Source organism: Microcoleus sp. S13_B4 (assembly GCF_036700885.1).
Taxonomy (GTDB): Bacteria; Cyanobacteriota; Cyanobacteriia; order Cyanobacteriales; family Microcoleaceae; genus Microcoleus.
The window spans coordinates 114,076-138,323 of sequence record NZ_JAUBPU010000008.1 but is presented as its reverse complement, the minus strand read 5'-3'; the positions used below and the strand labels follow the sequence as shown (position 1 = coordinate 138,323).

The 24,248-nt window shown below is 44.0% G+C and carries 14 protein-coding genes; 4 read left to right on the top strand and 10 right to left on the bottom strand.

From position 1 onward, the window contains the following. Positions 1–3 precede the first annotated feature (3 nt). Both QT994_RS07580 and QT994_RS07575 read right to left on the bottom strand, forming a co-directional pair. The gene (locus tag QT994_RS07580; RefSeq protein ID WP_333173084.1) at positions 4–708 is read right to left on the bottom strand and encodes a cadmium resistance transporter; all 705 of its coding nucleotides are present in this window, start codon (positions 706–708) and stop codon (positions 4–6) included. 263 nt (positions 709–971) lie between these two features. Next, positions 972–2,477: an APC family permease gene (locus QT994_RS07575; RefSeq protein ID WP_333173082.1), complete on the bottom strand. Its 1,506-nt coding sequence runs from the start codon at positions 2,475–2,477 to the stop codon at positions 972–974. Between the two features lie 390 nt (positions 2,478–2,867). On the opposite strand from QT994_RS07575, the gene QT994_RS07570 reads away from it, so the two are divergent. Beyond that, positions 2,868–3,800, top strand: a complete 933-nt coding sequence (locus tag QT994_RS07570) for a LysR family transcriptional regulator (RefSeq protein ID WP_333173080.1) — start codon at positions 2,868–2,870, stop codon at positions 3,798–3,800. Positions 3,801–3,918: 118 nt separating this feature from the next. Here QT994_RS07570 and QT994_RS07565 read toward each other — a convergent pair whose 3' ends face one another. Beyond that, entirely contained in the window at positions 3,919–4,764 is an 846-nt protein-coding gene (locus QT994_RS07565; protein ID WP_333173078.1) for a prohibitin family protein, read from the bottom strand. Between the two features lie 53 nt (positions 4,765–4,817). Then, positions 4,818–6,020 (bottom strand): EAL domain-containing response regulator, encoded by a 1,203-nt coding sequence (locus tag QT994_RS07560; protein WP_333173075.1) that lies wholly within the window; start codon positions 6,018–6,020, stop codon positions 4,818–4,820. Positions 6,021–6,440: 420 nt separating this feature from the next. Between QT994_RS07560 and QT994_RS07555 the strand changes: the two genes are divergently transcribed. Then, positions 6,441–6,956: a heme-binding protein gene (locus tag QT994_RS07555; protein WP_333173072.1), complete on the top strand. Its 516-nt coding sequence runs from the start codon at positions 6,441–6,443 to the stop codon at positions 6,954–6,956. Here the strand turns inward: QT994_RS07555 and QT994_RS07550 are convergent. From QT994_RS07550 to QT994_RS07540, 3 genes are all read right to left on the bottom strand, one after another. Next, positions 6,943–7,359 carry a secondary thiamine-phosphate synthase enzyme YjbQ gene (locus tag QT994_RS07550; protein WP_333045960.1) on the bottom strand — a complete coding sequence of 139 codons (417 nt, stop codon included), beginning with the start codon at positions 7,357–7,359 and terminating at the stop codon, positions 6,943–6,945. The two genes, QT994_RS07555 and QT994_RS07550, sit on opposite strands and share 14 nt — an antisense overlap. Positions 7,360–7,455: 96 nt before the next feature. Beyond that, positions 7,456–8,556 carry a glycosyl transferase gene (locus QT994_RS07545; protein ID WP_333173069.1) on the bottom strand — a complete coding sequence of 367 codons (1,101 nt, stop codon included), beginning with the start codon at positions 8,554–8,556 and terminating at the stop codon, positions 7,456–7,458. Positions 8,557–8,977: 421 nt separating this feature from the next. Continuing rightward, a complete protein-coding gene (locus QT994_RS07540; RefSeq protein WP_333173066.1) occupies positions 8,978–9,991 on the bottom strand; it encodes a hypothetical protein in 1,014 nt (337 codons plus the stop codon). A 122-nt stretch (positions 9,992–10,113) separates the two neighbouring features. On the opposite strand from QT994_RS07540, the gene QT994_RS07535 reads away from it, so the two are divergent. Beyond that, entirely contained in the window at positions 10,114–10,680 is a 567-nt protein-coding gene (locus QT994_RS07535) for a hypothetical protein (protein WP_333173064.1), read from the top strand. Positions 10,681–10,684: 4 nt separating this feature from the next. Here the strand turns inward: QT994_RS07535 and QT994_RS07530 are convergent, their stop codons facing one another. Further along, positions 10,685–16,033: a protein kinase domain-containing protein gene (locus tag QT994_RS07530; protein ID WP_333173062.1), complete on the bottom strand. Its 5,349-nt coding sequence runs from the start codon at positions 16,031–16,033 to the stop codon at positions 10,685–10,687. Positions 16,034–16,476: 443 nt separating this feature from the next. Between QT994_RS07530 and QT994_RS07525 the strand changes: the two genes are divergently transcribed. Then, entirely contained in the window at positions 16,477–18,945 is a 2,469-nt protein-coding gene (locus QT994_RS07525; protein ID WP_333045966.1) for an ATP-dependent Clp protease ATP-binding subunit, read from the top strand. A gap of 393 nt (positions 18,946–19,338) precedes the next feature. Here QT994_RS07525 and QT994_RS07520 read toward each other — a convergent pair whose 3' ends face one another. Next, positions 19,339–19,902 carry a Uma2 family endonuclease gene (locus QT994_RS07520; RefSeq protein WP_333173059.1) on the bottom strand — a complete coding sequence of 188 codons (564 nt, stop codon included), beginning with the start codon at positions 19,900–19,902 and terminating at the stop codon, positions 19,339–19,341. A 120-nt stretch (positions 19,903–20,022) separates the two neighbouring features. After that, on the bottom strand, positions 20,023–24,072 hold the full coding sequence (locus tag QT994_RS07515; RefSeq protein WP_333173056.1) for a hypothetical protein: 4,050 nt from the start codon (positions 24,070–24,072) through the stop codon (positions 20,023–20,025). Between the last annotated feature and the right edge of the window lie 176 nt (positions 24,073–24,248).

Genomic DNA, 24,248 nt, shown 5'->3' with positions numbered 1-24,248 from the left:
TTTCTAAACTTCTGTTTCGCTGGCGTTACTTCTGCTCATAGTTATCAAACAGAAACAGCAACCAACTAAAGATATTATACTTAAAGTTGGGCTTGCCAGAGTGCCACTTTTAGCCAGAATCGCCATTCCCAATCCGATCAAAACAAAAGGCACAAGCTGATTGCCGTAGCGAGTCAAAGTATCCGCGATCGCCCGCATCTGAATTAACCGATAAGCAGCGTAGCACCAAACGCCCACCATCCCGAAGAATACAGTGAGAACCACCGCCAAACTTTCTAAAGTATTGCTAGCAAAAATTGGCACATATATCCCGATATTGTCGCCCCCATTTGCCACCGTCACCGCTGCTACGCTGTAAGTTTGAGGAGACAGAAAACTGCTAAAAAAAGATTTCTCAGATTGCTCTAATTCTGCTTCAACTTCCGAATCGTCAGTTTCTGGATTCAGCAAACGGCTAAGCCCGATCGCAATTGGCAGAAAACCCAGCATTCCAATCCAATCTGGCGGAAAGATCAAGCCGCCAAAAAAGCCGGGAAGGCTAACAAAAACCAGTGCAGTAAAACCCAGATACTGACCGAAGACGATATGCCTGTGCCGAAATACTGCATTCACCTGCGAGAAAAACAGCAGCAGAATCAGAATGTCGTCTAGATTCGTAGCCGTAAAAGCCGTCATTGCCGTAGAAATTGCTGTTAGTAATTCATTCATTTCTGTGTCTCCTTAGTTACAAATATTTTGGTGATCATTGCATTAGTGTCTACTTAAGACTAAAACCGTGTCTAAGTCTGGATGGTAGCCGAGTCTCGATCCCCCTAAATCCCCCTTAAAAAGGGGGACTTTAAGAGTGCTTCCGGTTCCCCCCTTTTTAAGGGGGGCTAGGGGGGATCGAGGTTGCTCATCGTCAGACGGTATACTTATCGTTTAACCTGTTTGTTGACACCAATGGCGGGGTGTGGCCGGCCCTACAACTACTAATCAAAGCCTTGATTGTCGATCGATACTGCTTTCAATCGAACACCACCATAAATTGCATTTTCTTCCTCGAACTTGGCATGAATTGCGTCAATACCCTGCTGCATCGATCCCGCCAGTCCAGGAGAACGCAGCCGTTGCCAGAAAAACCATCCGCAAGTAGCCACCAAGTACATCAAGAACAAGTAAGGAAAGGCATTGTAAGGAGCTTCGGGAGGTGGGAACATAGTGCTGCCGGGAATGCCCACGCTGCCCGCAATCGGAATCATCATAAATGCGATCGCCACAGCCGAAAACGCGACATCTCGCACACGCAACTTACCAATTTTGTGCAGGTAAACCGGGGCTGCGATCGAAATTAAGACGTACACGGTTAAAAATCCGTAGCTACAAATTGCCCCCAAATAACCCATACAATCGAACAGTTTGATGTTAAACATAGACATCACAGCAGGCACCAAGAATGTCAGAAATGTACACATCGTTACTGCAACGTGGGGAGTTTTATTAGATGAATGCGCTACACCTAATGAAGAGTGAAACAAACCGTGGCGCGCCATCATAAAAAACACTCTAGCCGCTGGATTGATGCTGCCGAGCACGCAAGCAAAAAAGCTAAATAAAGCGCCGAAAGCCACTAACTCTCCCAGCCAACCCATGCCCACTTGTTGCGCCAGAAAACTCAGAGGTTCTTCAGTATTAGTAATAGAAACTCCCGTACCGCTAAAACCCAAAACCTCAATATAGGTCATCAAAATGAAGAATAAGCCTGCCATGACAGCACTGCCCATGACAGCCCTGGGGATATTTTTTAAGGGTTTTTTCGCTTCGTCGCCCAGAGATGTAGCACTTTCAAAACCAGAGAAACCAAACATTACTAAGACAAGTCCCGTCGCTATGTTCCCCGGAGTTACGCCTTCCAAAGTCAGTTGGGACATATCTAAAGCAAAACCTTTGTGCGCCCAGACGATCATTCCTAAAAGTGCGATCGCCGCCACTGATGCTCCCTCCAACCACAGCATCGCCATAGCTGAAAGCTGGATATCTTTATAACCTGCATACCAAGCAACGCCAGCCCCGATCGATAACAGGGTAATCGGTGACGGATGGATGCCTAAATGACCGATGAAAGTACCCGTAAAGTTGGCAAAACCACACAAAACGGCCATCGCAGTAAATAGATAAGCCAGTACCAAACTCCAGCCGCAAATTACGCCAGCAGTCGGGCCTAGTCCTTTAACAATATAAGAATAAAGAGAACCTGCAGAAGCCGATCGACTCGCAAATTGGTTGATATTGATGCTGACAAATACTAGGCCCATCAAGCCGATGAGAAAGCTCAGCCAAGCCCCGTTACCCGAAAGAGCGACAATTAACCCTATATTAGATGCGGGTATAGTTGTAGGTGCAATGACGGCAAAGGATTGAGCTAAAACCTCCCCGAAGGAGAGGCAGTCCGGCTTTAAGCCGTGTGCACTCTGATTTTTTGGCGTTTTCTTGGTCATTTATCTTCTCTCTTTTTGTCGATCGACTTTTGGCGATCGGCTTAAACTTGTCGGTGCTGCTTCAGCATGGGGCCCTGCATGAGAAGCTTGAATATAACTCTAATCCCCTTCTGAGGTAAAATCAAATGTTGTTTTTTATCGAATTAATAAATACAAGTGATGCAGTGCCACCGCAAAATAACTGTTGGAATACCAGACGTATCTGTCGCCACAAGCTCAAACCCTTGACGTTAAAAGGAAAATTAAATAGCGGCTGGCAACCGTGCTTTCTTGTTAATTCCAACCTGTAGAATAAAGTCGATCGAAAAGTTCAGGTTAAAGCTTAGCCGCAATAGATTTTAGTCTCAAAAATTAACTGTATTTGGTAAAGGGGTACTCAGAATGGCCGGAATGACGCTAGACCAACTGCGAGTTTTTCTAGCTGTAGCGGAACACCTGCACTTCAGCCGCGCAGCGGAGGAACTTTACATCACTCAACCCGCGGTAAGTGCAGCAATCCAAAACTTAGAGGAGCAATACCAAGTAAAATTGTTTCACCGCATCGGCCGCCATATAGAAATCACACAAGCTGGGAAGTTGCTGCAACTTGAAACGCAGAAAATTATCGACCAAGTTGCTTTGACTGAGAGAGGTTTGCGGGAGTTGAACGACTTGCAGCGAGGCGAATTAAACTTGGGTTGCAGTCTGACCATTGGTAATTATTGGTTGCCTGATAAAATTAGCAAGTTTAAACAGAAATATCCTGGTATTTACGTGAATTGTACTCTGGCAAATGCCGAAGAAATTTGTGCGGGGACGGGGACGGGAACATTTGATTTGGGTTTAGTGACGGGAGATATTAAAGCTTCGCTTAAGAACACTCTGGAGGAAGAAGTTGTAGGCAGCGAACGCTTGCTGATTGTAGTGGGCCAATCTCACCCTTGGTTTGAGCGTCCAGAGGTGAGTTTAACGGAAATTGCCAAAACGGATTGGGTGATGCGAGAACCTGGTTCGGGAGTTCAGCAAATGTTGGAACAAGCTTTACAAAGTTGGGGCATTAATCTCCCTGAATTGAATGTAACTTTAGTTTTGAACAGCAGTGAAATGGTCAAAGCGGTAGTAGAAAGCGGCGTAGGGGCAGCGGCTATTCCTGAATTGATGGTAAAAAAAGAATTGCAGCTATCTACACTGCGATCGATTAAAATTATAGATAGCCAACTAAATTCTAATGTAGGTCTTGAAATAATTAAACCAGTTTTGAAACTGAAGCACCGACAGCGTTTTCAAACTAGAATTACTAAGGCCTTTGAAGAGATATTAAGTCAAGGTGCGGGTAATTGGTAATTCAGGACTTACGCACCAATACTCAAGAAACCGGGTTTTTTACCGACATCAAAAGCTAAACGCCGTGTATTTTCGTAAAAAACCCGGTTTCTGCCCACCCCTGCGTCCCGGATTATAATTATCTCTCAACCAGTTTCCTCAAATCCAATAAATTTTTACCCCCATCACCAACAATCAGCGGCAATTTCCCATCCCATTTTTCTATAGCCTGCCTTTCCAAAAGTTCCGGAGTCAAATTGTCCCGCAGCAACCTTTGCACTTCGGCTTCTCCCTTGGCTAAATTCACATTAGCCTCGGCCTGTTTTACTGCCTTCAGCGCTAAAAACTCCCCTCTTTTTGCCTCCTGTTCGGCAATTTGTTTCGCCTCCACTGCCTCGCTAAACCGCTCCGAAAAGTGAACGTGTACTAAAGAAATATCGTCAACGGCAATGTGATACGTAACCAGCCTCAAGGTCAAAGAATCATCAACTGCGGCTTTAACTTCTCCCCGTTTAGTAATAATTTCTTCAGCCGTGTATTTTGCCATAACTGCTTTTAATACTTCTTCAACCGCCGGATCTATAATGCGAGCAACGACTTCTTTTTCGTCACCTATTTGTTGAAAAATAGCATTTGCTTCTTCTGGGATAATATGCCAGTTGAGCGCTACATCTGTAAAAACATCTTGCAAATCTTTTGAGGAAGCTTCAGCGGAACTTTCCTGTTTTTGTACCCTGACGCTCAACTTTTTTACAGTATAAACAGTGGGGAATATTGCGTGAATTCCTTCTCCGAGTACCTGTTCTTGAACTTTACCAAATTGCATCAGGACGCCCCGTTCTCCAGCGTTGACTATGATAAAAAATTTGGACAAAATAGCGAGAAACACTATCACTATAGCTAGTTGAACAGCTAGGTAAAATTCATTATTTTTTTTATTGGTTGATTTAAGTGAGTCAACGTTACTGCTGGATTCTAAAACCATGTTCCACCCCGAACGAACTTAATTAGAGGACAAATATTGACTTAACAAATCTTCTATTTGCCTTCGATCAACAAGTGTTCAAAATCCGCTGCTGTCAAAGGAGGACTGAACAAATATCCTTGCATTGTATCGCACTCGTAGCGCCAGAGAAAATCTTTTTCTGCTTCCGTCTCAACTCCTTCGGCAATTACCTCAAGACAGAGACTGTGCGCCATTTCAATAATAGCTTTCACAATCGCTGCATTGGTGCAACCATCGGTGATGTTGCTGATAAAACAGCGGTCTATTTTTAAAGTATCGAATGGGTATTGCGTTAGATAGCTTAAAGAAGAATACCCAGTGCCGAAATCGTCAAGAGATATACAAACTCCCAAATTTTTCAAGTGTTGCAAAGTTGCGATCGCACTTTCGGCATCCTCCACCATCAAACTTTCTGTCAGCTCTAATTCCAAACTGTTCGGTTCCAAACCAGTTTCTGCTAAAATTTGAGCAACTCTGCTGCTGAGATCCGGTTGGTGAAATTGGCGTGGCGACAGATTCACAGCTATTCGGAGCGAAAAACCAGCATTTTGCCAAACTTGCATTTGCTTGCAAGCTGTCTGCAAAACCCACTCGCCTAACGGTACAATGAAACCAGTTTCTTCGGCCGCCGGAATAAATTCTGCGGGCGAAATCAGCCCTTTTTGTGGATGCAGCCAGCGCACTAAAGCTTCTGCACTTATAATTTTACCTGTGTGGACATTGACTTGCGGCTGATAGTAAACTTGGAATTCTTCTCGTTCCAATGCGTGGCACAAATTTGTTTTTATTTGCTGTAATTTGTGGGCCGTATCTTGGATAAATTCGCTGCTTTGCGAGCGCAAAGTATGGTACTGTTCGGCGACAGCTTCTTGTTTTTTCAAGCGACTGGATATGGCGCCCACAAGTTCAGCTTTACTAAAAGGTTTAGTCAGGTAATCATCTGCTCCCAATTCCATACCTTGCCGCATTTCGGAGCGATCGGCTTTACCTGTGAGAAACACAAAAGGTACTGTAGCAGTAACAGGATTCGATCGCAAGGCCACCAGCACCCCATACCCGTCAAGTTCTGGCATCATCACGTCGCAAATAATCACGTCGGGAACATTTGACACCGCCGCATTTAAACCTTGTGCTCCATTTTCTGCACCCGTCACGTCGAAACCTTCAGCTTTGAGGAGTTTGAGAATATTCTCCCGAATTACTTGGTCGTCCTCAATCACTAGAATCTTTTTCATACATCATTCCCTGAAAGCAGTATAATTGACAGGCGTTACTGAACGCTAGAAGCGTGGCAATAACTGAGAACGCACAGCTCGATCGGCCCAACAGCCGAATATTTTCCGACACAAATAGCAAACGCCTGAAAAACGCTAATTTTTCAAGCACAACTAGATTAATGTTTCTCTGCTTACTCAGTGCCGTCCGTATTATTACGAGGTTAATTAATAATCTCTAAACTAATTCTAGGCGATCGACAGTTAGCACCGCCTTAAATAACTGCTAAACTAATTGTGCCACCTGAACGATTGTCTGCAAACAATCTCAGCCTATTTATACCAGTTGCCAAAAACCATGCAACTGCAAGCAAGTTCCAAACCCTTGCGGAGTCAGTCTTCCCCATTCTTCAATGTAAAATCTCAACTTTTAAATCTCAAATGGTATTACCTACTGGATTCCCTGAACCCGCACAGATTGGGGTCATAGAAGTTAAGCAATATCCTCAGTACCGCGCTGTCACCTACACCCACGCGGGCGATTTGCGACAAGCAACTGGCATCGCGTTCAATCCCTTATTTCAACACATCAGCAACAACCAAATTGCGATGACAACGCCAGTAGAAGCGCGCTACACTGCAACTTCCGGGGAAATCGATGGAGTTCCCCAAGCAGAAGTTTCGTTCCTCTATCCCGAACCAAATATCGCCCCCAGCAGCGTTAACTCCGCTGTAGAAGTCACAGATACTTCGCCGATGATGGTTGTCAGCATCGGCGTGGGCGGGGCCTACACTTGGGAAAGCTACGAAAATAACCTCCAGAAACTCAAAGATTGGCTTCAAGAACATCCCGAATACGAAATAGTCGGGCCGCCGCGCCGCTTTTTTTACAATTCCCCGATGACGCCGGAAGCAACTAAAATCAGCGAGGTACAAATTCCGATCAAGTGCCGCTGACGTGAACAACTAATTCGCGAATGTGACCCCGCTGGCGGTGTTCCCACAGGTAAATTCCCTGCCAAGTTCCTAACAGCAACCTGCCGCGATCGATCGGGATTTGTTCAGAAGTATGAGTCAGCGCAGTGCGAATGTGCGCCGGCATATCGTCTGGGCCTTCCGCATCGTGAATGTAGCGATCGCCCTCCGGTACCAGTTTAGCTAAAAAGTTAGCCAAATCCTTAAGTACATCTGGGTCAGCATTTTCTTGAATCACCAAACTAGCAGAAGTATGGCGCAAAAATAAACTACAAAGTCCCGTTTTAATACCGGAATTTGCCACCACCTCTTCTATCTTAGGAGTGATTTTGCCCAAAGATTTCCCTGTAGTTTGAATCTTGAGTATCTGTTGATAGTGATTCATTCGATTTTAGATTTGAGATTTTGGATGAAACTGATGCAAAAGTCTTCTGTCGGCGGAGGTAGACTTTGTTTGTGTAAGATCGATTTCTAATCGCACTTATGAAAAGTAGTCTACAACAGCTTGGGCGATCGCCTCCGTACCATTTTTATCCAATTTACCCGACAAACGGGGCGGATGCAGCGGTTTTCGCAAAAACTCCCAATCCCCCTCAAAAAACTCCGTTTCTGTCAAGATTTGATGTTCCGCATAATTTTGAATTCCTTCCAGCAAAACCGCAGCTTCTGCAAAACCTTCTCTCATTATAGAAATAACAGGTATTTCCAAGCGCAAAGCTTCTGCAAAAGTGCTGTATCCCGGTTTAGAAACTAAGCGCCCGCAGACAGGCATAATATCAACCGGACGCGGTAAAATCGGGAAAGATTGTGCAAAATCCTGCTTTTTGACATAAATCAAATTCGGCAAATCGGGAGCTCCCGCATCAAAAGTAATAAATTGCCAGTCGCTAAATAGCTGTAAATTATGATAAGGAATTTCCTCTAAACCCAGTCCGCCGAAAGTTAACAATACAGTTTTTTCCAGCGGTGTTTCGATGCCGAATACTTCCCGAATTTTTTCGTTACTGTAGCGAGGATTGCCACCCGTCAAGCCCACATCTTGAATATTGGGGAAAGCTGGCATCGGTTCGTGTAAAGGAAGACGAAAAAGCCGATCGCACATTCCGAAACATTCCCCAATCCAATCTGCCATTTCTACAAATTCCCCGCCCCAATCGCGATAGATAAAATCCCACCCAAAATTGCTCATCATCCAGCAAGGAACCCCAGCCGATGCCGCCATTCGCGTTGCCAAAGGAGGAATATCTGCCAGCACCAAGCCCACCCGATTTTGTTTGATAAAATTAACTTCGCTGGCAATTAGGGAATTTTGCTTTTTCCGAATTTCCCGCAATTTTTCCAGCGTCGCGTCTTTATCCATATTCAAACTGTCAGCTTGCACGACACCCACATCAAAAGCGCGGGGACGGTGGATAAAGTCACCGCCAATGTAACATTCTAGCAGCCAGCGAGGTGCTGTTGTTGTGATAATTAGTAAAATATCTGGATTTAATTCTTGAATTTTGGCCGCTACGGACGCAACTCGGACAGCGTGGCCGAATCCGTGATTCGTGATGGCAATATATAATGTTGGTCGAGACATTGATAATAGGGAATGGGGAATTGGGAATTGGGAATTGGGAATTGGGCATCGGGCATCGGGCATCGGGAATTGCGAATTGGAAATAGAGACTGGAAAGCAACAAGGGCAAGCTTCAAGCGACGCACAACCAACAATGACACAATTAATAACTAATGACTAATGACTAAGCGGTTGTGTATTTAACTTGTATATCCGTAACCTTGCTCTGAGCAACTGCCCCGAAGAGTTTTATGATTATTTTAGATGAATTTAAAGGCTGACTAGCTTATGTTAGCAATTGATATGCTCTCCGGTCGAGTGACTATAATAAAATTTGTTTTTAATGATGAACGCCACTCCTCTCTTTATGAATAAATTAAAAGTAAAATTTTTCCTCCTAACTAAATTATAATTGTACAGGCATCGAATATGCAAGAACTCATCAATCGCGCGCGCCCTTAGACCAAACAGGCAATTGATTAATCTTGTCCAGGGTGATATCTACATACTTTTTACCGTCCGCCGCCCGATTTTCCCCAAAATATCCATCATCGCCGTCGTGCTTGTGAGGGCCACTCAAAGCTTCTGCATAGCGGCCTTGCAAACGAGCTTGATTGAAAGGAGAAGTCGCGTACCAGTACCAGCGACTCGGAAAAACTATGCCGCCAATATCCTCAATTGAATCGCGAGTGCCGCGAAAGTGGAAAATGCGATCGGCCTCTGCAAAACCCTTTTCTCCGGAAAACACGCCCCCAACCGAAACAACCGTAATTTCTGCCTTCAGCCATTCTTTAAGATAACGAGTAGCACCCAAAGCAACTTGTGCGCCGCCGCTAGTGCCAATTAAAATAACTTTCAAAGGTTTTTGAGGATTAACTGAAATGGGAGATTGAGCATTCATGCGATCGATAATTGCATTAGCAATTCCCTGATTGTATGCAAAGCCGTAGCGATAATCTAGAGAAATTGCAAACCTCCAGAGATTGCGAATTTTGATGAATATATCCCCCGCAATCGGCCCGCTTTTGGCCTGTTCTGCAAATCGCCAAAAAGGAGCTAGCCACCGCTCTCCTCCTAAACTTTTGTTAGACGCTGAATAAGGAAAAACATCGCCCACTGCTACGCACTGCGGGTGACTTTTAACTAAACGCTTGAGAAAAAACTCTTCGCCAGGGGTTAATTCATCCCCCGAAAAATCGCCAACTCCCGGTAAAAAGATGATATAGCAATTGAGCTGCGAAGACTTGCGCGCTTCTAGGTTGCCCTTGTTAGAGGGCAATATCTCCGGCGGATTTTTCTTGAAACCCAAAGTTTCGGCACTTTGATTCAGCCACCATATAACAGTACCCACCGGCGAAAGAATGCCCCAAATTATCAGGATTACACCTGCGATGAGCAACAAATTTAAACTTCCCCCGCGCAGCCATGCAAGTATCCGTAAAATCAATCTTAGCATTTAATAAAATCTGGTAGAATGCCACTTAATTACCTAATTACCTAGAAATAGTTCGGTGATTCTGCTGTATTAGAGCTTATTTTGTAAAAGTTGTCAACTATCTTGAGGAGCAGGAGTTCAACGTGAAGGGAGAAGATTCAATTGCTGGTTTGGGGGCAACGCTTTGGAACGCACTTTCTTTGAACGGCAATTTTTACGAAAAAACTCCCTACACTGGCAGAACTAAGCGAATAGCTTTAACAATTGTAATTTTAGCTGCGCTGTCCCGCGTGTTGGGCAGCGCCGTCATTTTGTTAATCAATCGAACTGAGCTATCAGTGTTATTTTTAGCACTTTGGATAGAGGGTTTGGCAGTCGCAGGGGGTTATTATTTTTGGACTTTCACTATCTTTAAAATCGGGGAGTGGTTGAAGCCGGGGCACGTAACTTATAGGGAGTTGCTGGTTCCGATCGGCTTTGCCTACGCCCCCCAAGTGCTGAATTTTTTAACGTTAATTCCTTTGCTGGGAGAAGGAATAGAGCGAATATTAGCTGTGTGGAGTTTGCTAGCTGTAATTGTTGCGGTTCGCCAAGGTTTGGATATTCAAACTCGCTGGGCGGTGTTAATTTGTTTCGTGGGTTGGCCGTTGATTCAAATTGCGATCGGCTTTGTGAAAGTAATGGAACAGTTGCTTTCACGATGGCTTTAATTCATCAAGACGGCAGCAGTAGAGTAAACTCGCTTCCCTCTCCAGGTTCCGACTTGCAAATTAACTTTCCTCCATGCTGTTCTACCACAATTTGATAACTGATAGACAATCCCAAACCAGTCCCCTTACCTACGGGTTTAGTAGTAAAAAACGGATCGAATATTTTACCCAGCACCTCCGAATTCATCCCCACACCATTATCAACAATGCGAATCGCTACTTGATTTCCTTCCGCGACTTCAGTGCAAATCTGAATTGTCGGAGTCTGTTTCGAGTCAACTTCACTTTCTCTTTCGCGACAAAAAGCATCAATCGCATTGGTCAGTACATTCATAAATACCTGATTAATTTCTCCCGCATAGCAGTTCACTAAAGGCAAATTGTCGTACTCCTTGATAACTTGAATATTAATTAATTTGTGAGCCAAAATCATCAACGTGCTATCGATACCTTCGTGGAGGTTAACCCATTTTCTATCGGATTCATCTAGTCGAGCAAAGTTTCGCAGCGACAGCACAATATCGCGAACCCTCGCAGCACCCACTCTCATGGAATCAATCATTTTAGTGAAATCATTCATCAAAAAATCTAAATCTATTTCCTCACTTTTATTTACTATTTCGGACTCGTAATTTGGGTATTTATTTTGGTATAAACGTATTAAATCTAATAAATTTTGAGCGTATTCATTGGTGTAATGTAAATTTCCATAAATAAAATTAATTGGGTTATTAATTTCGTGAGCAATTCCCCCTACCACTTCTCCTAAACTAGACATTTTTTCACTTTGGATTAGCTGCAATTGAGTGTGCCGGAGTTCTTCCAGTGCAGTTTGCAATTTTTCAGTTCTTTGCGCTACTCGCGTTTCCAGAATAGTATAAAAACGGGCATTTTCTAGAGAAATAGCTGCTTGTGCAGACAGGAATCCCAAAATTTCTACCCTGTCGCTAGTAAAAGCACTTTTTGTTAAATTATTTTCTAAATAAATAATTCCCGTAAGGTTGCCTTGATGGATAATTGGCAATACCAGGATAGATAGGGGTTGATTGACCGCAATATAAGGGTCAAATTGGAATTGCTCGGCTCGGGTAGCATCATCTAAAACCAAGTATTTTTTGGTTCTTTCTACATAGTTAATCAAGGAAATTGGCAGCAGATCGGATTCGGCAATTGGCACAGATTGCAACACAGTTACATTCTTACAGTCACCTGTCATCGCCGCTTCTATGAATAATTGATTACCTGTCTTGGCCAGAAATAATACTTTTTCAGCACCTGCGTTTTCCTTGACAAGCTGTACGAGTTTCTCTAGCAAGCGGCTCAGAATTATTTCGCTCGAAACAGCTTGAGATGCTTTGACAACTGTGGACAAATCCAGCACCAAACTATTGTTGATAGTAGTTGTGGCAGTGGTGAGATCAACATTTTTAGATATGGCTCCTTGATTGCGATCGACTAAATAATGATAACGGGATTCTAAGTGTTTAACTTTTGCTATAGCTCCCCAGCCGATATAGGCATAATAAGCTTGTGTCAGATAAGTTCGAGCAATTATCTCTTTATCCAAAGATTGATAAAACTCTCCAGCTAATTCATAAGCTAATGCTTCTTCTTGGATGTAACCGTTAGCAGCCGCTCCTTTAATAGCTAAGTCATAATAATTCATGGCTGCAAGTTTCTCGCTGGAAAGTCGAGCTTTCTCAGCTTCAACCAAGTCGTACTTGTGCTGATAATTCATGGGTGCATGATAGGCCCATTTTTTCATAATTTGCTGATTAGAGTTAACAATAGCTAGGTATGCTTCTTGATTGTCACTGTCAGGATAGTGAGCGAGGAGGGCCAGCGAATAATAGAAATTGTGTACCCCAACAGTGATTAAGCCGATCGCCCCATCTGCGTATTCTGCCGCTAATTTACCGCTGGCAACAGCCGGAGCATAATCTTTAAGTAAATAAAGCAGCATCAATTTAGCAACATAAGCTGCAAACAGCGACATTCGATTATTTTCTTTCTGCCAACGCGACATCACAGCAGGTTCATCCAACCTGGCGCTAACTAATCGTACTTGCTCTGCTGTTTTGCTTCTTAAGCTTGAAGCAATTACTTGCCAAATTTTAGCATAACCTATGGCAAATTCGTGTTTATTTTTTACCAAAAATTCCATATAAATGCTTTGTTTTTCTTGGACATATTCTAGCGGTTCTCCCACCAAAAATAAATTGGTAATGTAGTGCTTAGAATTATAAATAGCCCATTCTAAGTCACCACTTTCCACACCAAAATTTCTTCCTTCTAGAAAGGAAGCAAGTGTATTCTTAGTAGACTCTTTCCATATTCTTATATGACCATTAAACATTACATAAACCTTAGCTTTCTGTTGGCTAGCATTAAATTGTTCTAGCAGCTTTAAAGCGATTAGCCCAGCGTAGTAGCCAGCTTCGGTGTCGCCTTCGACGCCGCATAATATCATTCCATAAAGAGTATAGGGAAAACTAGCTAATGCTGAATGACCGCGATCAATACAAAGATTGACCATAGTCAAGACGAGAGAGGACACAATTTCTGGTTTGGCAATGTAAGCAGGAGGATAGAGGGCTGTCAGGATTTCCATAGTTGCCAGTTGATAAGGATCTGTCATAACTGGCAGGTTTTCTAATTCCTCAAGTCGCGGCAATTTTGGCACTGCAATGGTTTTGTTATCTAATAGGTTTACTCCCAGCATTTGCAGCACTTCTAGACCTGTTTCAACAGCTTTTAGCATCAGGCCTTGAGCCTGATAAAATATGATCTTTAGCTGATATACTTTCACTATGTCAAGCTGGTGTTTCGCCGATCGCAAAACCACTTCTGCCAAAACTTCTGCTTGCTCAAAGTTAGTGTTTAAATATTCCGCTTCCAGTGTCTCTACATACAGCCGCAGCGTCATGTTATAGTTGCGAACCCAGCTATCCGGTGCTAATAAGGAAATTCCCACATTCAAATACTTAACAGCCGGCTCATAAGCGTTAGCTGCTTTTGCCTTATGCCCAGCCATTAAATTTAATCGTGCTAATTCATCTTTTTCTGATTGCCGGGTGAGACAATCAATTCCTACATTCAACTGGTTAATAATATCAAAAATTCTCTCTTCTACTTTATCGGCTGGCGTATTTTCAAGTAGCAATTTACCGATGCTAAGATGAGTAGCTTTCTTTTCATCATCAGGAATCAGCGAATATGCAGCTTGCTGGACGCGATCGTGCAAAAATTTATAGCTGATTCGCGAAGAATCGAAAGTTGAATTAACGGCTGATTCTCCATCTAAAAATAAAGGAATGAGGTAACTCTCATTCAAGGGAAGTATTAACCCCGCTTGCAAAGCATCCCAGAGCTCACTCGCAGTGACTGATGGAGATTTTGCGTTGACAGTAGAGAGAACATCTAAAGTGAATTTGTCCCCAACACAAGCGGCTAATTTCAAAATTTCTCGTGTAATCTCTGGCAGTTTTTGAATCCGACGGGCTACCAGTTCAACTACACTCTTATCTGTAATACCAATAGCTTGAATCTCCTCAATATTCCACTGCCACTGCCCTTTTATTCCGGAAGAGAGCAGCCGGGTAAAGTCAAATTTCAAAAGTTTTTCTTGATAAAGAGTGTTGAGCAATTGCGTCACAAAAAAAGGATTACCACCAGTTTTATTCCAAATTAACTCCGCTAAGGGGTGAATTCTTTCTGAGTCATTCAATGTCTCAGAAATTAACTCTGTTACCTGGGCTAAAGAAAGAGGTTCCAGCACAAATTTGTTGAGAATAATTCCCCTTTTTTGAAGGTAATCTACTGTTTGCATTAAAGGATGTGTAGAGCTAACTTCATGGTCTCGATAGGCTCCAATTAATAGTAAATATTTGCTATCTGGGTCGGTCGCCAGCAATTCCATTAATTTCAAGGTCGCTGAATCTGACCACTGCAAGTCATCGATAAATATGACTAATGGATGATCTTTTTGCGCGAATACGTGGATAAATTCTTTAAATAGCCTGTTAAAGCGGTTTTGTGCTTCTGTGGGGGCAAGTTCCGCAACGGCAGGCTGTTTGCCAATTACCAATTCTAGTTCGGGAATTACGTCAATAATTACTTGCCCGGAATCGCCTAGGGCGGCTAAAAGTTGATGTTGCCAATTTTGTAATTTTTCGTTATTTTCTGCAAGTAACTGCTGGCTCAAAGATTGAAAAGCTTGAATTAAAGATGCGTAAGGTATATTCCGTTTGAACTGATCAAATTTACCAGAAATAAAATAGCCCCGCTGTCTGGTGATGGGTTTTTGAATTTCGCTAACTACGGCCGATTTGCCTATACCTGCATAACCCGACACTAAGATCAGCTCAATTTGGGAAGGGAAAGAATTTTCGTCGCAAGGATTAGCTACACGTTCAAATGCTGCCAGTAGTTCACTGACTTGTGTTTCGCGACCGTACAATTTTTGAGGAATCAACAACTGACTCAATATATCTAAATTTCCAGGCGTAAAATCGGCTATCTTGCCTGTATTTTCTAACTGATCTAAACAAATTTCTAAATCGGCTAACAATCCGCCTGCTGTTTGATATCTGTCTTCGGCATTTTTGGCCATCAATTTCCTCACAATTTGTGAGATAGCTGGTGGAATGTATGAATTAATTTGATGGGCTAAAACTGCTTGAGAGGCTATGTGACTGTAAACTATTTCTAAGGGGTCGTTACTCATAAATGGTAACTGACCTGTCAGCATTTCATATAAGGTAATCCCGAAAGAATAAAAGTCGGTGCGGTAGTCGAGGGTGCGGTTCATTCTCCCGGTTTGTTCCGGAGACATATAAGCAAAAGTACCGACTATCGAGTTAATATTATTAATTTGGGGATTTTCTTTGGACAATCGTGAAGCAATCCCGAAATCTGTCAGTTTAATAATTCCTGTTTCGCGGTTGATGATGATATTGCTAGGCTTAATATCTTTGTGAATTATTTTTTCAACGTGCAGATATTCTAAGGCTTTTATGAGTTGGATGCCAAACCTCAAACAGGTTATGACTTCGAGCTTTTGTCTCGACATCAGTCGATCGAGAGATTCGCCCTCAAAGTCTTCTAAAAGCAAGCCGAGACGGTTGTCAAAGGTTTCTAGGCTAATGACTTTAACTAGGCCCGGATGGTCTAAATGTTTCCGAATGCGATACTCGTGCTTGATCCGGGTAATTGCATCGAGGGTGGGATATTCCGCTTTCAGGATTTTGAGTATGGTTGTATCCTGGTGGGTGGGGATTTTTCCTCGATAAATAATCGTTTCGATACCTTCGTGGAGAGTGGAGTGGATTTGGTATTGCGATAGAAATTGCATGGAGTTCTCCTCAGAGTTGAAAATATATCTGATTCGAGTCGCTGTTCGCTGTTGAGTGTTGGCTGTTTGCTGACAGCACGAGCATCCTCAACCGTCAAAAGTCTTGACAGGAAAACTTTTATATGCTTAATTAAACCACGTACTTAGGTACAAAAAAAATCCAGCTTTATTTACTCGTAGAAGAATCTAGTTAGAGATAAAATGATAGTATTCATGGAATCAAGCCATTTTGCTACTATTATTCTCAATTAATATCCGATCGACAGCGGACGGCAACCACACCCCTACTATTCGGGTCTCCCCACTGTCCCTCCTCCCTTAGCAAGATACATTGTTAGAGAAGGAAATACACAAAAATTTACATCTATAATTTGTGTAGTGTTCCAAATCGCTCCTCACCAGCAGCGATACAGCCCTCGCCCAGACAGTAGGATAGAAAAAATATGTTTGAACGCTTTACAGAACAAGCCATTAAAGCAATCATGCTAGCCCAAGAGGAAGCGCGACGCCTCGGTCACAATTTTGTAGGCACCGAGCAAATTCTTCTGGGGCTCGTCGGCGAAGGCACTGGCATCGCTGCAAAAGTATTACTGGATATGGGCCTCAACTTGAAAGAGGCGCGCAATGAAATCGAAAATATCATCGGTAGAGGTTCCGGGTTCCTCCCGCCTGAAATTCCTTTTACGCCCCGTGTCAAGCGCATTTTTGAGACGGCGCTGAACGAAGCGCGGCAGTTAGGCCACAATTACATCGGCACCGAGCACATCCTGCTGGGGCTGATTCAGGATGATGAAGGGGTGGCGGCGAAGGTGCTGCAAAACTTGGGGATCGATCGCCAGAGAGTCCGCACGCAGGTAATTCGTGCCGTGGGAGAAGTCGCGGCCGTACCCGGAGGCAGGGGAGATAGCGGCGATCGCAAAACCCCGACTTTAGAAGAATTCGGCACAAACCTGACCAAGTTAGCCGCAGCAGGCAAACTCGACCCCGTAGTGGGCCGCGAAAATGAAATCGAGCGCGTGATCCAAGTGCTCGGCCGCCGCACGAAGAACAATCCTGTTTTAGTAGGCGAACCGGGAGTAGGCAAAACAGCCCTCGCCGAAGGCCTAGCCCAGCGGATTGTTAATAGAAACGTCCCGGAAATTTTAGAAGACAAACAAGTAATCAGCCTCGATATGGGTTCGCTGATTGCAGGTACAAAGTTCCGAGGCGAATTTGAAGAACGGCTGACGAAAATCATGGCCGAAATTCGCGCTGCCGGCAACATCATTCTGGTAATTGATGAAATTCACACCTTAGTCGGTGCAGGCGCAATTCAAGGCAGCATGGACGCATCCAATATGCTCAAACCAGCCCTTGCTAGAGGCGAATTACAGTGTGTCGGCGCAACTACCTTGGACGAATATCGTAAGCACATCGAGCGCGACGCTGCCTTAGAACGCCGCTTCCAACCGATCAAAGTCGGTGAACCGAGCGTGGCTGAAACAATAGAAATATTGTACGGGTTGCGATCGGCTTACGAACAGCATCACAGACTGACAATTTCCGACGCAGCTTTAGAAGCAGCGGCCACACTGTCAGACAGATACATTAATGATCGGTTTTTGCCAGACAAGGCGATCGACTTAATTGACGAAGCAGGTTCCCGCGTCCGCGTGATGAATTCACAAACCCCGCCCGAAGTTAAAGAGCTCAAAAAGCAACTGCCGGCAGTAACAAAAGAAAAAGATGCAGCAGTGCGCGAGCAAGACTTCGACAAAGCTGGAAAATTGCGCGATCGCGAATTAGAAATTGAAGCCGAAATCGCCGAAGCTACGATCAACAAAAGCCAACTCAAAACCTCTCCCATCGTCACCGAAGAAGACATCGCCCACATCGTGGCTAATTGGACGGGAGTACCAGTCAGCAAGCTGACTGAATCCGAATCGGAATTGCTGCTGCACATGGAAGATACTTTGCACCAGCGCTTGATCGGTCAAGAAGAAGCTGTCACCGCAGTTTCTCGGGCTATCCGCCGCGCGCGGGTAGGCTTGAAAAATCCGAATCGCCCGATCGCCAGTTTCATCTTTTCCGGCCCCACAGGCGTCGGCAAAACCGAACTTACAAAAGCCCTGGCAACTTATTTCTTCGGTTCCGAAGAAGCCATGATTCGGTTAGATATGTCCGAATTCATGGAACGTCACACGGTTTCCAAACTCATCGGTTCGCCTCCCGGTTACGTGGGCTACGATGAAGGCGGTCAACTAACAGAAGCAGTCCGGCGCCGTCCTTACACGGTGATTTTGTTCGACGAAATCGAAAAAGCTCACCCGGATGTCTTCAACATGATGCTGCAAATCTTGGAAGATGGCCGCTTAACTGACGCTAAAGGTCGGACAGTTGACTTTAAGAATACGCTGCTGATCATGACCTCAAACATCGGTTCGCGAGTGATTGAAAAAGGTGGTGGCGGTCTCGGTTTCGAGTTTGCTGAAAGTGCCGCAGACGGTCAGTACAACCGCGTTCGCAGCTTGGTAAACGAAGAACTCAAACAGTTTTTCCGTCCCGAATTTATCAACCGCTTGGATGAGATTATCGTCTTCCGCCAGTTGAACAGGGAAGAAGTCAAGCAGATTGCGGACATTATGTTGCAGCAAGTCTTCAGCCGCTTAACCGAACAGGGTATTACTTTGTCGGTGACGGAACGGTTCAAGGAACTTTTAGTTACAGAAGGCTACAATCCCAGCTACGGTGCTCGACCTTTGCGCCGTGCAATCATGCGGTTGTTGGAAGATGTACTGGCTGAGGAAATGCTCTCCGGGAAGCTGAAAGACGGCCAAAAGGCGATCGTAGATGTGGATGAAAACGGTCAGGTTAAGGTGTTGCCGGATGGTCCATCTGAGCCAAAATTGCCCGAATTCGCATTAAGCCATTAATGCGATTGACAAACGGATAAATACTGTTAATTAAAAACCCGGTTTCTTCGAGAAACCGGGTTTTTAATTAAATAAAACCAGCAAGCAACGGAGGACACGGCAGTACCGTTTCCCTACCCCAAAATAATCTATAATGCTCTTTCGATATGTAACTATAGCAATCCTAAGTGATTTTCTAGATATGTAAAATCTGAAAGTCTTGCTATACAAGAAGTCTAGGAATACAAGAGAGCGTTGTGTTGTGAGACTCAGATCGGATTGCTATATCGCAAGCATTAATTGTAGGGCCACGGCACTGCCGTGTCCTGACTGTGGGTAATATTAATTCTCATGCAACCGGGGGCGATATCCTTCCCAATTCTAAAATCTAAAATGGTATGAGTTTTGGCTATTTTAGCCCAACACATTATCTACCGCAATTTCTATATCTGGAAAAGCTAGAATAGATAAAGTCTGACCTCGCTGGAATCTTTGAATATTTTGGTATCCCGAGGGAGAAGGTTCGCGATAAACTACTACACATTGCTCGTTAATATCTACCAGCCAAACTTCTACAATATTGTCTTCGGCATAAAGAGGAATTTTGATATTTCTGTCAGTTTCAGCGGTTGCATCCGCTACTTCCACAATTAGTAAAATATCCTCAGACTGAGGATGTCCCGATTCGTAAAAATCATCGCGCCGTCGCAGTAAGGAAATATCCGGTTCAGGTTCGGAGCGATCGTCCAATTCAACCGGATCTTGAACTCCAATGGTTACTCTCGATAATAAGCGGATATAGAATAACTCTGTCAGACGCTTGACATGAGATGTATGCCTTCTACCGACGGCGGCCATTTGAACAATTTCTCCTCGGATTAATTCAACTTTATCATCTTTTGTCAAGATGCCAGCTTCAATCATATGATGATATTCTTTTACTGTAAATAACCGCTTGATTAACTGAGTTGTGGTCATTGGTTCGTCCAGGAATATTATAGTTTTTGTCTGCCACCGCAGGTTTAATAATGTGATTATACTACATCGAACAGTAGTGCTTCAGTAGGGCAGGCCTTGCCAGCCTTACAATCGATGAATCTAATCCCATGATTGCAATTGCACAACCCAATGCTGTACCAAAGCAGAAATGCGATCGCGCCGAGTTTCAAAAGTAGCAGCAATCCAGATAAACACAATCCCAAAAGCCAAACCAATCGCCCATTTTATCAGCGGATAATCGAAGATCAGAACCACCAACTGATAGAAAACATTGATTAAAAATACAGCCGTTCCCACCAACAAAAATGCCCGAATTCGCAGTGCCAAACCCGCTGCAATAGCCACTAAACTAAAAGCTCCCGCAACTAAACCGTGGCTTTGCTGAGTAAAAAGAGGTATCCCGCAAATCAGCGCCGTTGCGAGCATCCGCAGATTGTGGCGCAGCGGTTTTTCTGCTGGTAATTTCAGAGTGCGATCGAACTGAGTAATGTAAAGTAAAGAAAGTCCTAAAGGAGTAACATAAAACTCTGGCGGAGTCAATCCTATTTGCCAGAACCACCGCAGCAATATCCAGTCAATTATCGCCACACTCACATAGGTAAAACGGACTTCCTGCCTTTCCCAAGCTAGGAAAACATAGAAGGCGGCAGCTATCAGCAAGCTAATCGGATAAAACTTAGCCGGACTTTCCAAAATAGTAACTATTGGAATCAGCGAAGCAATTACCTGCCAAGGTTTTTTTGACCAACCCCAGTTGTCCCAAGGCAAAATGTAAATAAAATAGGCAAATAGAGAAGCGAGGGCAACTTTCCAAGGTCCCAGGGGCCCGGAAATATACTTAACTAAAGGCGTATTGATCCAGTAAAGCCGGATTGCAAAAGCTTCTAGCCAACCCAAGTAAATCCAAATTTCTGCCCATTGGCGATCGACATTATTGCGCCCTTGCAAGAAAGCGTATTGAATTAATAAAGCACCAGTGACTAATCCTAAATTGAGGCCGGATTTAATATCATTTGCCGAAGCCCAAATCAGGAGCGAACTGCTCAAAACCCAGTGCAGGTGAGTAAATATTTTTAGTTCAGCATTGGTTAAATGTAAATAATTGCTCAGCCAAGGAGATAAAATGCGATAGATATAGGTTAAAGTTGTGCCGAGAGTGGCCAGGACAATTAAGCCGTCGCCAAAAACTCCTCCTGGTGTTTGAAAAAGTTGATAGAGTAGCGATTCGTAAGCAGCAACCGACACGCCAATTAATCCTAAATAAACCAGAGGTTTGAATTCTTGCTCCCGTCTGCCAATGCCGATCGCAATTAAAGACGCACCCAACACAGTTAAACCAGTCCAATTCGCAAAAGTGTGCGATCGGAAAATCAAACCCAATACCCCGTAAACTAAAGGTATAAAATGGATGCTAGGTAAAATTGTTGGATCGGGGTGGCGCCGCCGCCACACATCACCCAATAATTGAGTAAACAATCCGAGAGCGATATTAGCAACTGCCAAATTAATCGTAGTGCGATCGACAAAACTCAAACCCACTGCTGTCAACAACTCCAAACTCCACGCCCAGGCATAAATTGCCAGAGGGGAAAGTTGGCGTAAACTTCGGAAAATAATCGCAGCCATTATCACCAAAATCGCCGCCAAAGCTTCAGCAGAAGGCGGGAAACTCAAGCTACTGGCGGCGTAGAGTTCATAGGAATAAAAAGTAATAGTTGTTAACAGCAAGCTTGCCAGTAAGATTGCCCACCCATCTAAAGCTCGATCGTAAATTTCACCTAATTGAGAAGGCTCAGGTAAACCCCGGGAAAAACTAACTATTATGCTGCGAAGCAACCACAGAGACAAAAGAGCGATCGCCCCGGCAATTCCCCAATCCCAACCCGACACAAAACCTAATTGCTCGATCGCCGCCGCTACGAAACTCAAGCCAAACCCCACTCCAATCACAGCCGCTGGTAGCTCTACTAAGTAGTAAGTATTGACCAACATTAATCCGGCTGCCAAGCCAAAACCAATTAACCGATATCCCGGAAAAGTAAAAATTAGAAATTGTGCGAATATTAAGGATAGCGCACTAAAGGTACTGGCAACTCGTTTGTGAGGAACCTCAGTATATTTAGCAACAGCAGTCAAAGCCAAAGGAGTCGCCAGCCAGACCAAACTCCACTGAGGGCGATGAGTGGCAGTACCCGCAATTAAATAATTTTGCAACAATATAAAGGTGAATCCTGCTAATACTAAGCCCAGATACCAGGAACTTTGGAACCATGCAGGATGCCAGCGAAAAAAGGCAGAATTTTCGCGGAAATTAGCCGCTTTCATCCAGACAAAAAATATCCACTCAGCCGCCATAAAAATCAATAATATGGCCGAGCCAATATTGGGTGGTTGGTTGGGAAAAAATAAGTCAATTGCCGAAGCGAGCGCGCCTAAACCCATAATGTGAGTTATGGGAACCAAAATTGCCGGATTTCCCTGTTGTTCAGCCGCAGAAGCCGGCCTCGAAACTCGCCGGGAATTATCGGTAATTACGTATTTCCAAGTGATCCAACCTAAAATTAAAGTAGATACCAATAAATTGAGCGATCGCCAAAACGGATTGACTAAACTAATAACAGTTAAAACAATCCCCAAACCGAGAGCAAGGTTTTCGCCAAAACGGGCAAGTTGAAACTTTCGCTTGCGGTAGAGCCACTGCGCCACACTTACCATTAAAATTAAATAAGGCAACAGCAGAACACCCCAAAAAGCCCAAGGAGTGTTCTGAGAGTTTGTAAGCTGAGTTAAAAATGCAACAAATTGTGTTTTAATCCCTAAAGGAAGCACTCGCCAAAACAGCCAAATACTCTGAAGTCCCACGGCCTCAAGCATTAGCAAATCAAACTTTTGCCAAAACCGCACTAAACGGTTATAAAAAAACCAAACAGCCAATCCGCTAAGTGCGATCGCCTGTAGCGGAAGGTCCCGAAAACAAACCAGGTACCCCAAACCCAACAAACCCCCTCCCGCTAATTGCCAGTAAAAAAAGTTGCTGGGATTTGGCTGGTCGGATATATTGTTTTCAATAGTCCCAGATAGCCGGGGTTGCTGCCAATCTAGCCATGCTAAAAGCACACCACAAATCGCCAAAGCTAAACCCATTTCAGCGATATTTACATCCTTGACAAATATCGCTCGACCCAGTAAAATTCCTAACGAGTAAGCTACTAAAGCCGCTTTTTTGTAAGTCAAAAAATCTCTGCTCAAACTGAAAGCAGCGGGGAATGTTTCAGTATTTCCCCCACGTTGGATAGATTGCAATCGTTGTTGCTGAACTTGATAAACTGTAGTAGCAGCAGTTCCCACTGTACCCACATAAACCGCAGTAAGGGAAAAGCCTGCAAATGCCCACCCCCAGTGCAAAAAACTCAATCCCAAGTGATTTAGGGCGATCGAGCGAGTGATGTTTTTTCCTGAAAAGCTTTGATATTGATCTTTTATAATCCGGGCAGTTATCCAAGTCAAAATAAGTGCCGCTGTGATTGCTACGGCCCAATCCCAAGGATACCGCCACAATCCAAAAGTATCCATTGCCCAAAAATTGATCGGCACTAGCAACAGCGTCACTTCTTGCAAAGTTTTAGCAGTCAAGTGCAAATTATGCTGTCTGTTTGCCCAACTGCTAATCGCCCAAAAAGTTAAAGTATAAGCTAACAAAACTCCATATTGTCCGGCGGCCGGAAATCTTTCCCACTGACTGGCCGCTAAGACTCCAGAGGAGACAACTACCATGAACACTCCTAAAAACAACAGCCACACCACGCTAATTTCTGCCATTAATGAGTGCAAAATTTGAGCGATAAAATTAGGGGTTTGAGTAGTTTCTGTGGGCCTAGCAACGCTTTCTCTGCTGCTAGGTAAGGCTTGAGGCGTTGATAAGGCAGGTATTTTTGGCTCGTTAATAGGAGTTCGCGGGCCGTCAATTTCAGAAAGGTCTACAGCGCGATCGGGAAGCGGGCAGACTAAATACTGTCGGCACAATTGCTCAACCTCCGCAGGCGAAAGCAAGCCCAGCCGCAGCCAGGCTTCTAAACCTGTCAACAACTCAGGATGGGACGCTAAGACGCTCAATTCAATTTTGCTCGATCGATCTTTGGGAGACGACATCGGCTTAAACTTGTACTAAGTACCTTCAAGCTATAGCCTAGATTAATGTTGATCGAACATGGCAACATTCCGCCATCGCAATTGGCACAATAAGTATTTATAACTAAAGATCTGTCGCAGCCAGTGTCAACCGAGGAAAAAATCCCGCTGATGGGCCTAAACCAGCGTACATCAGC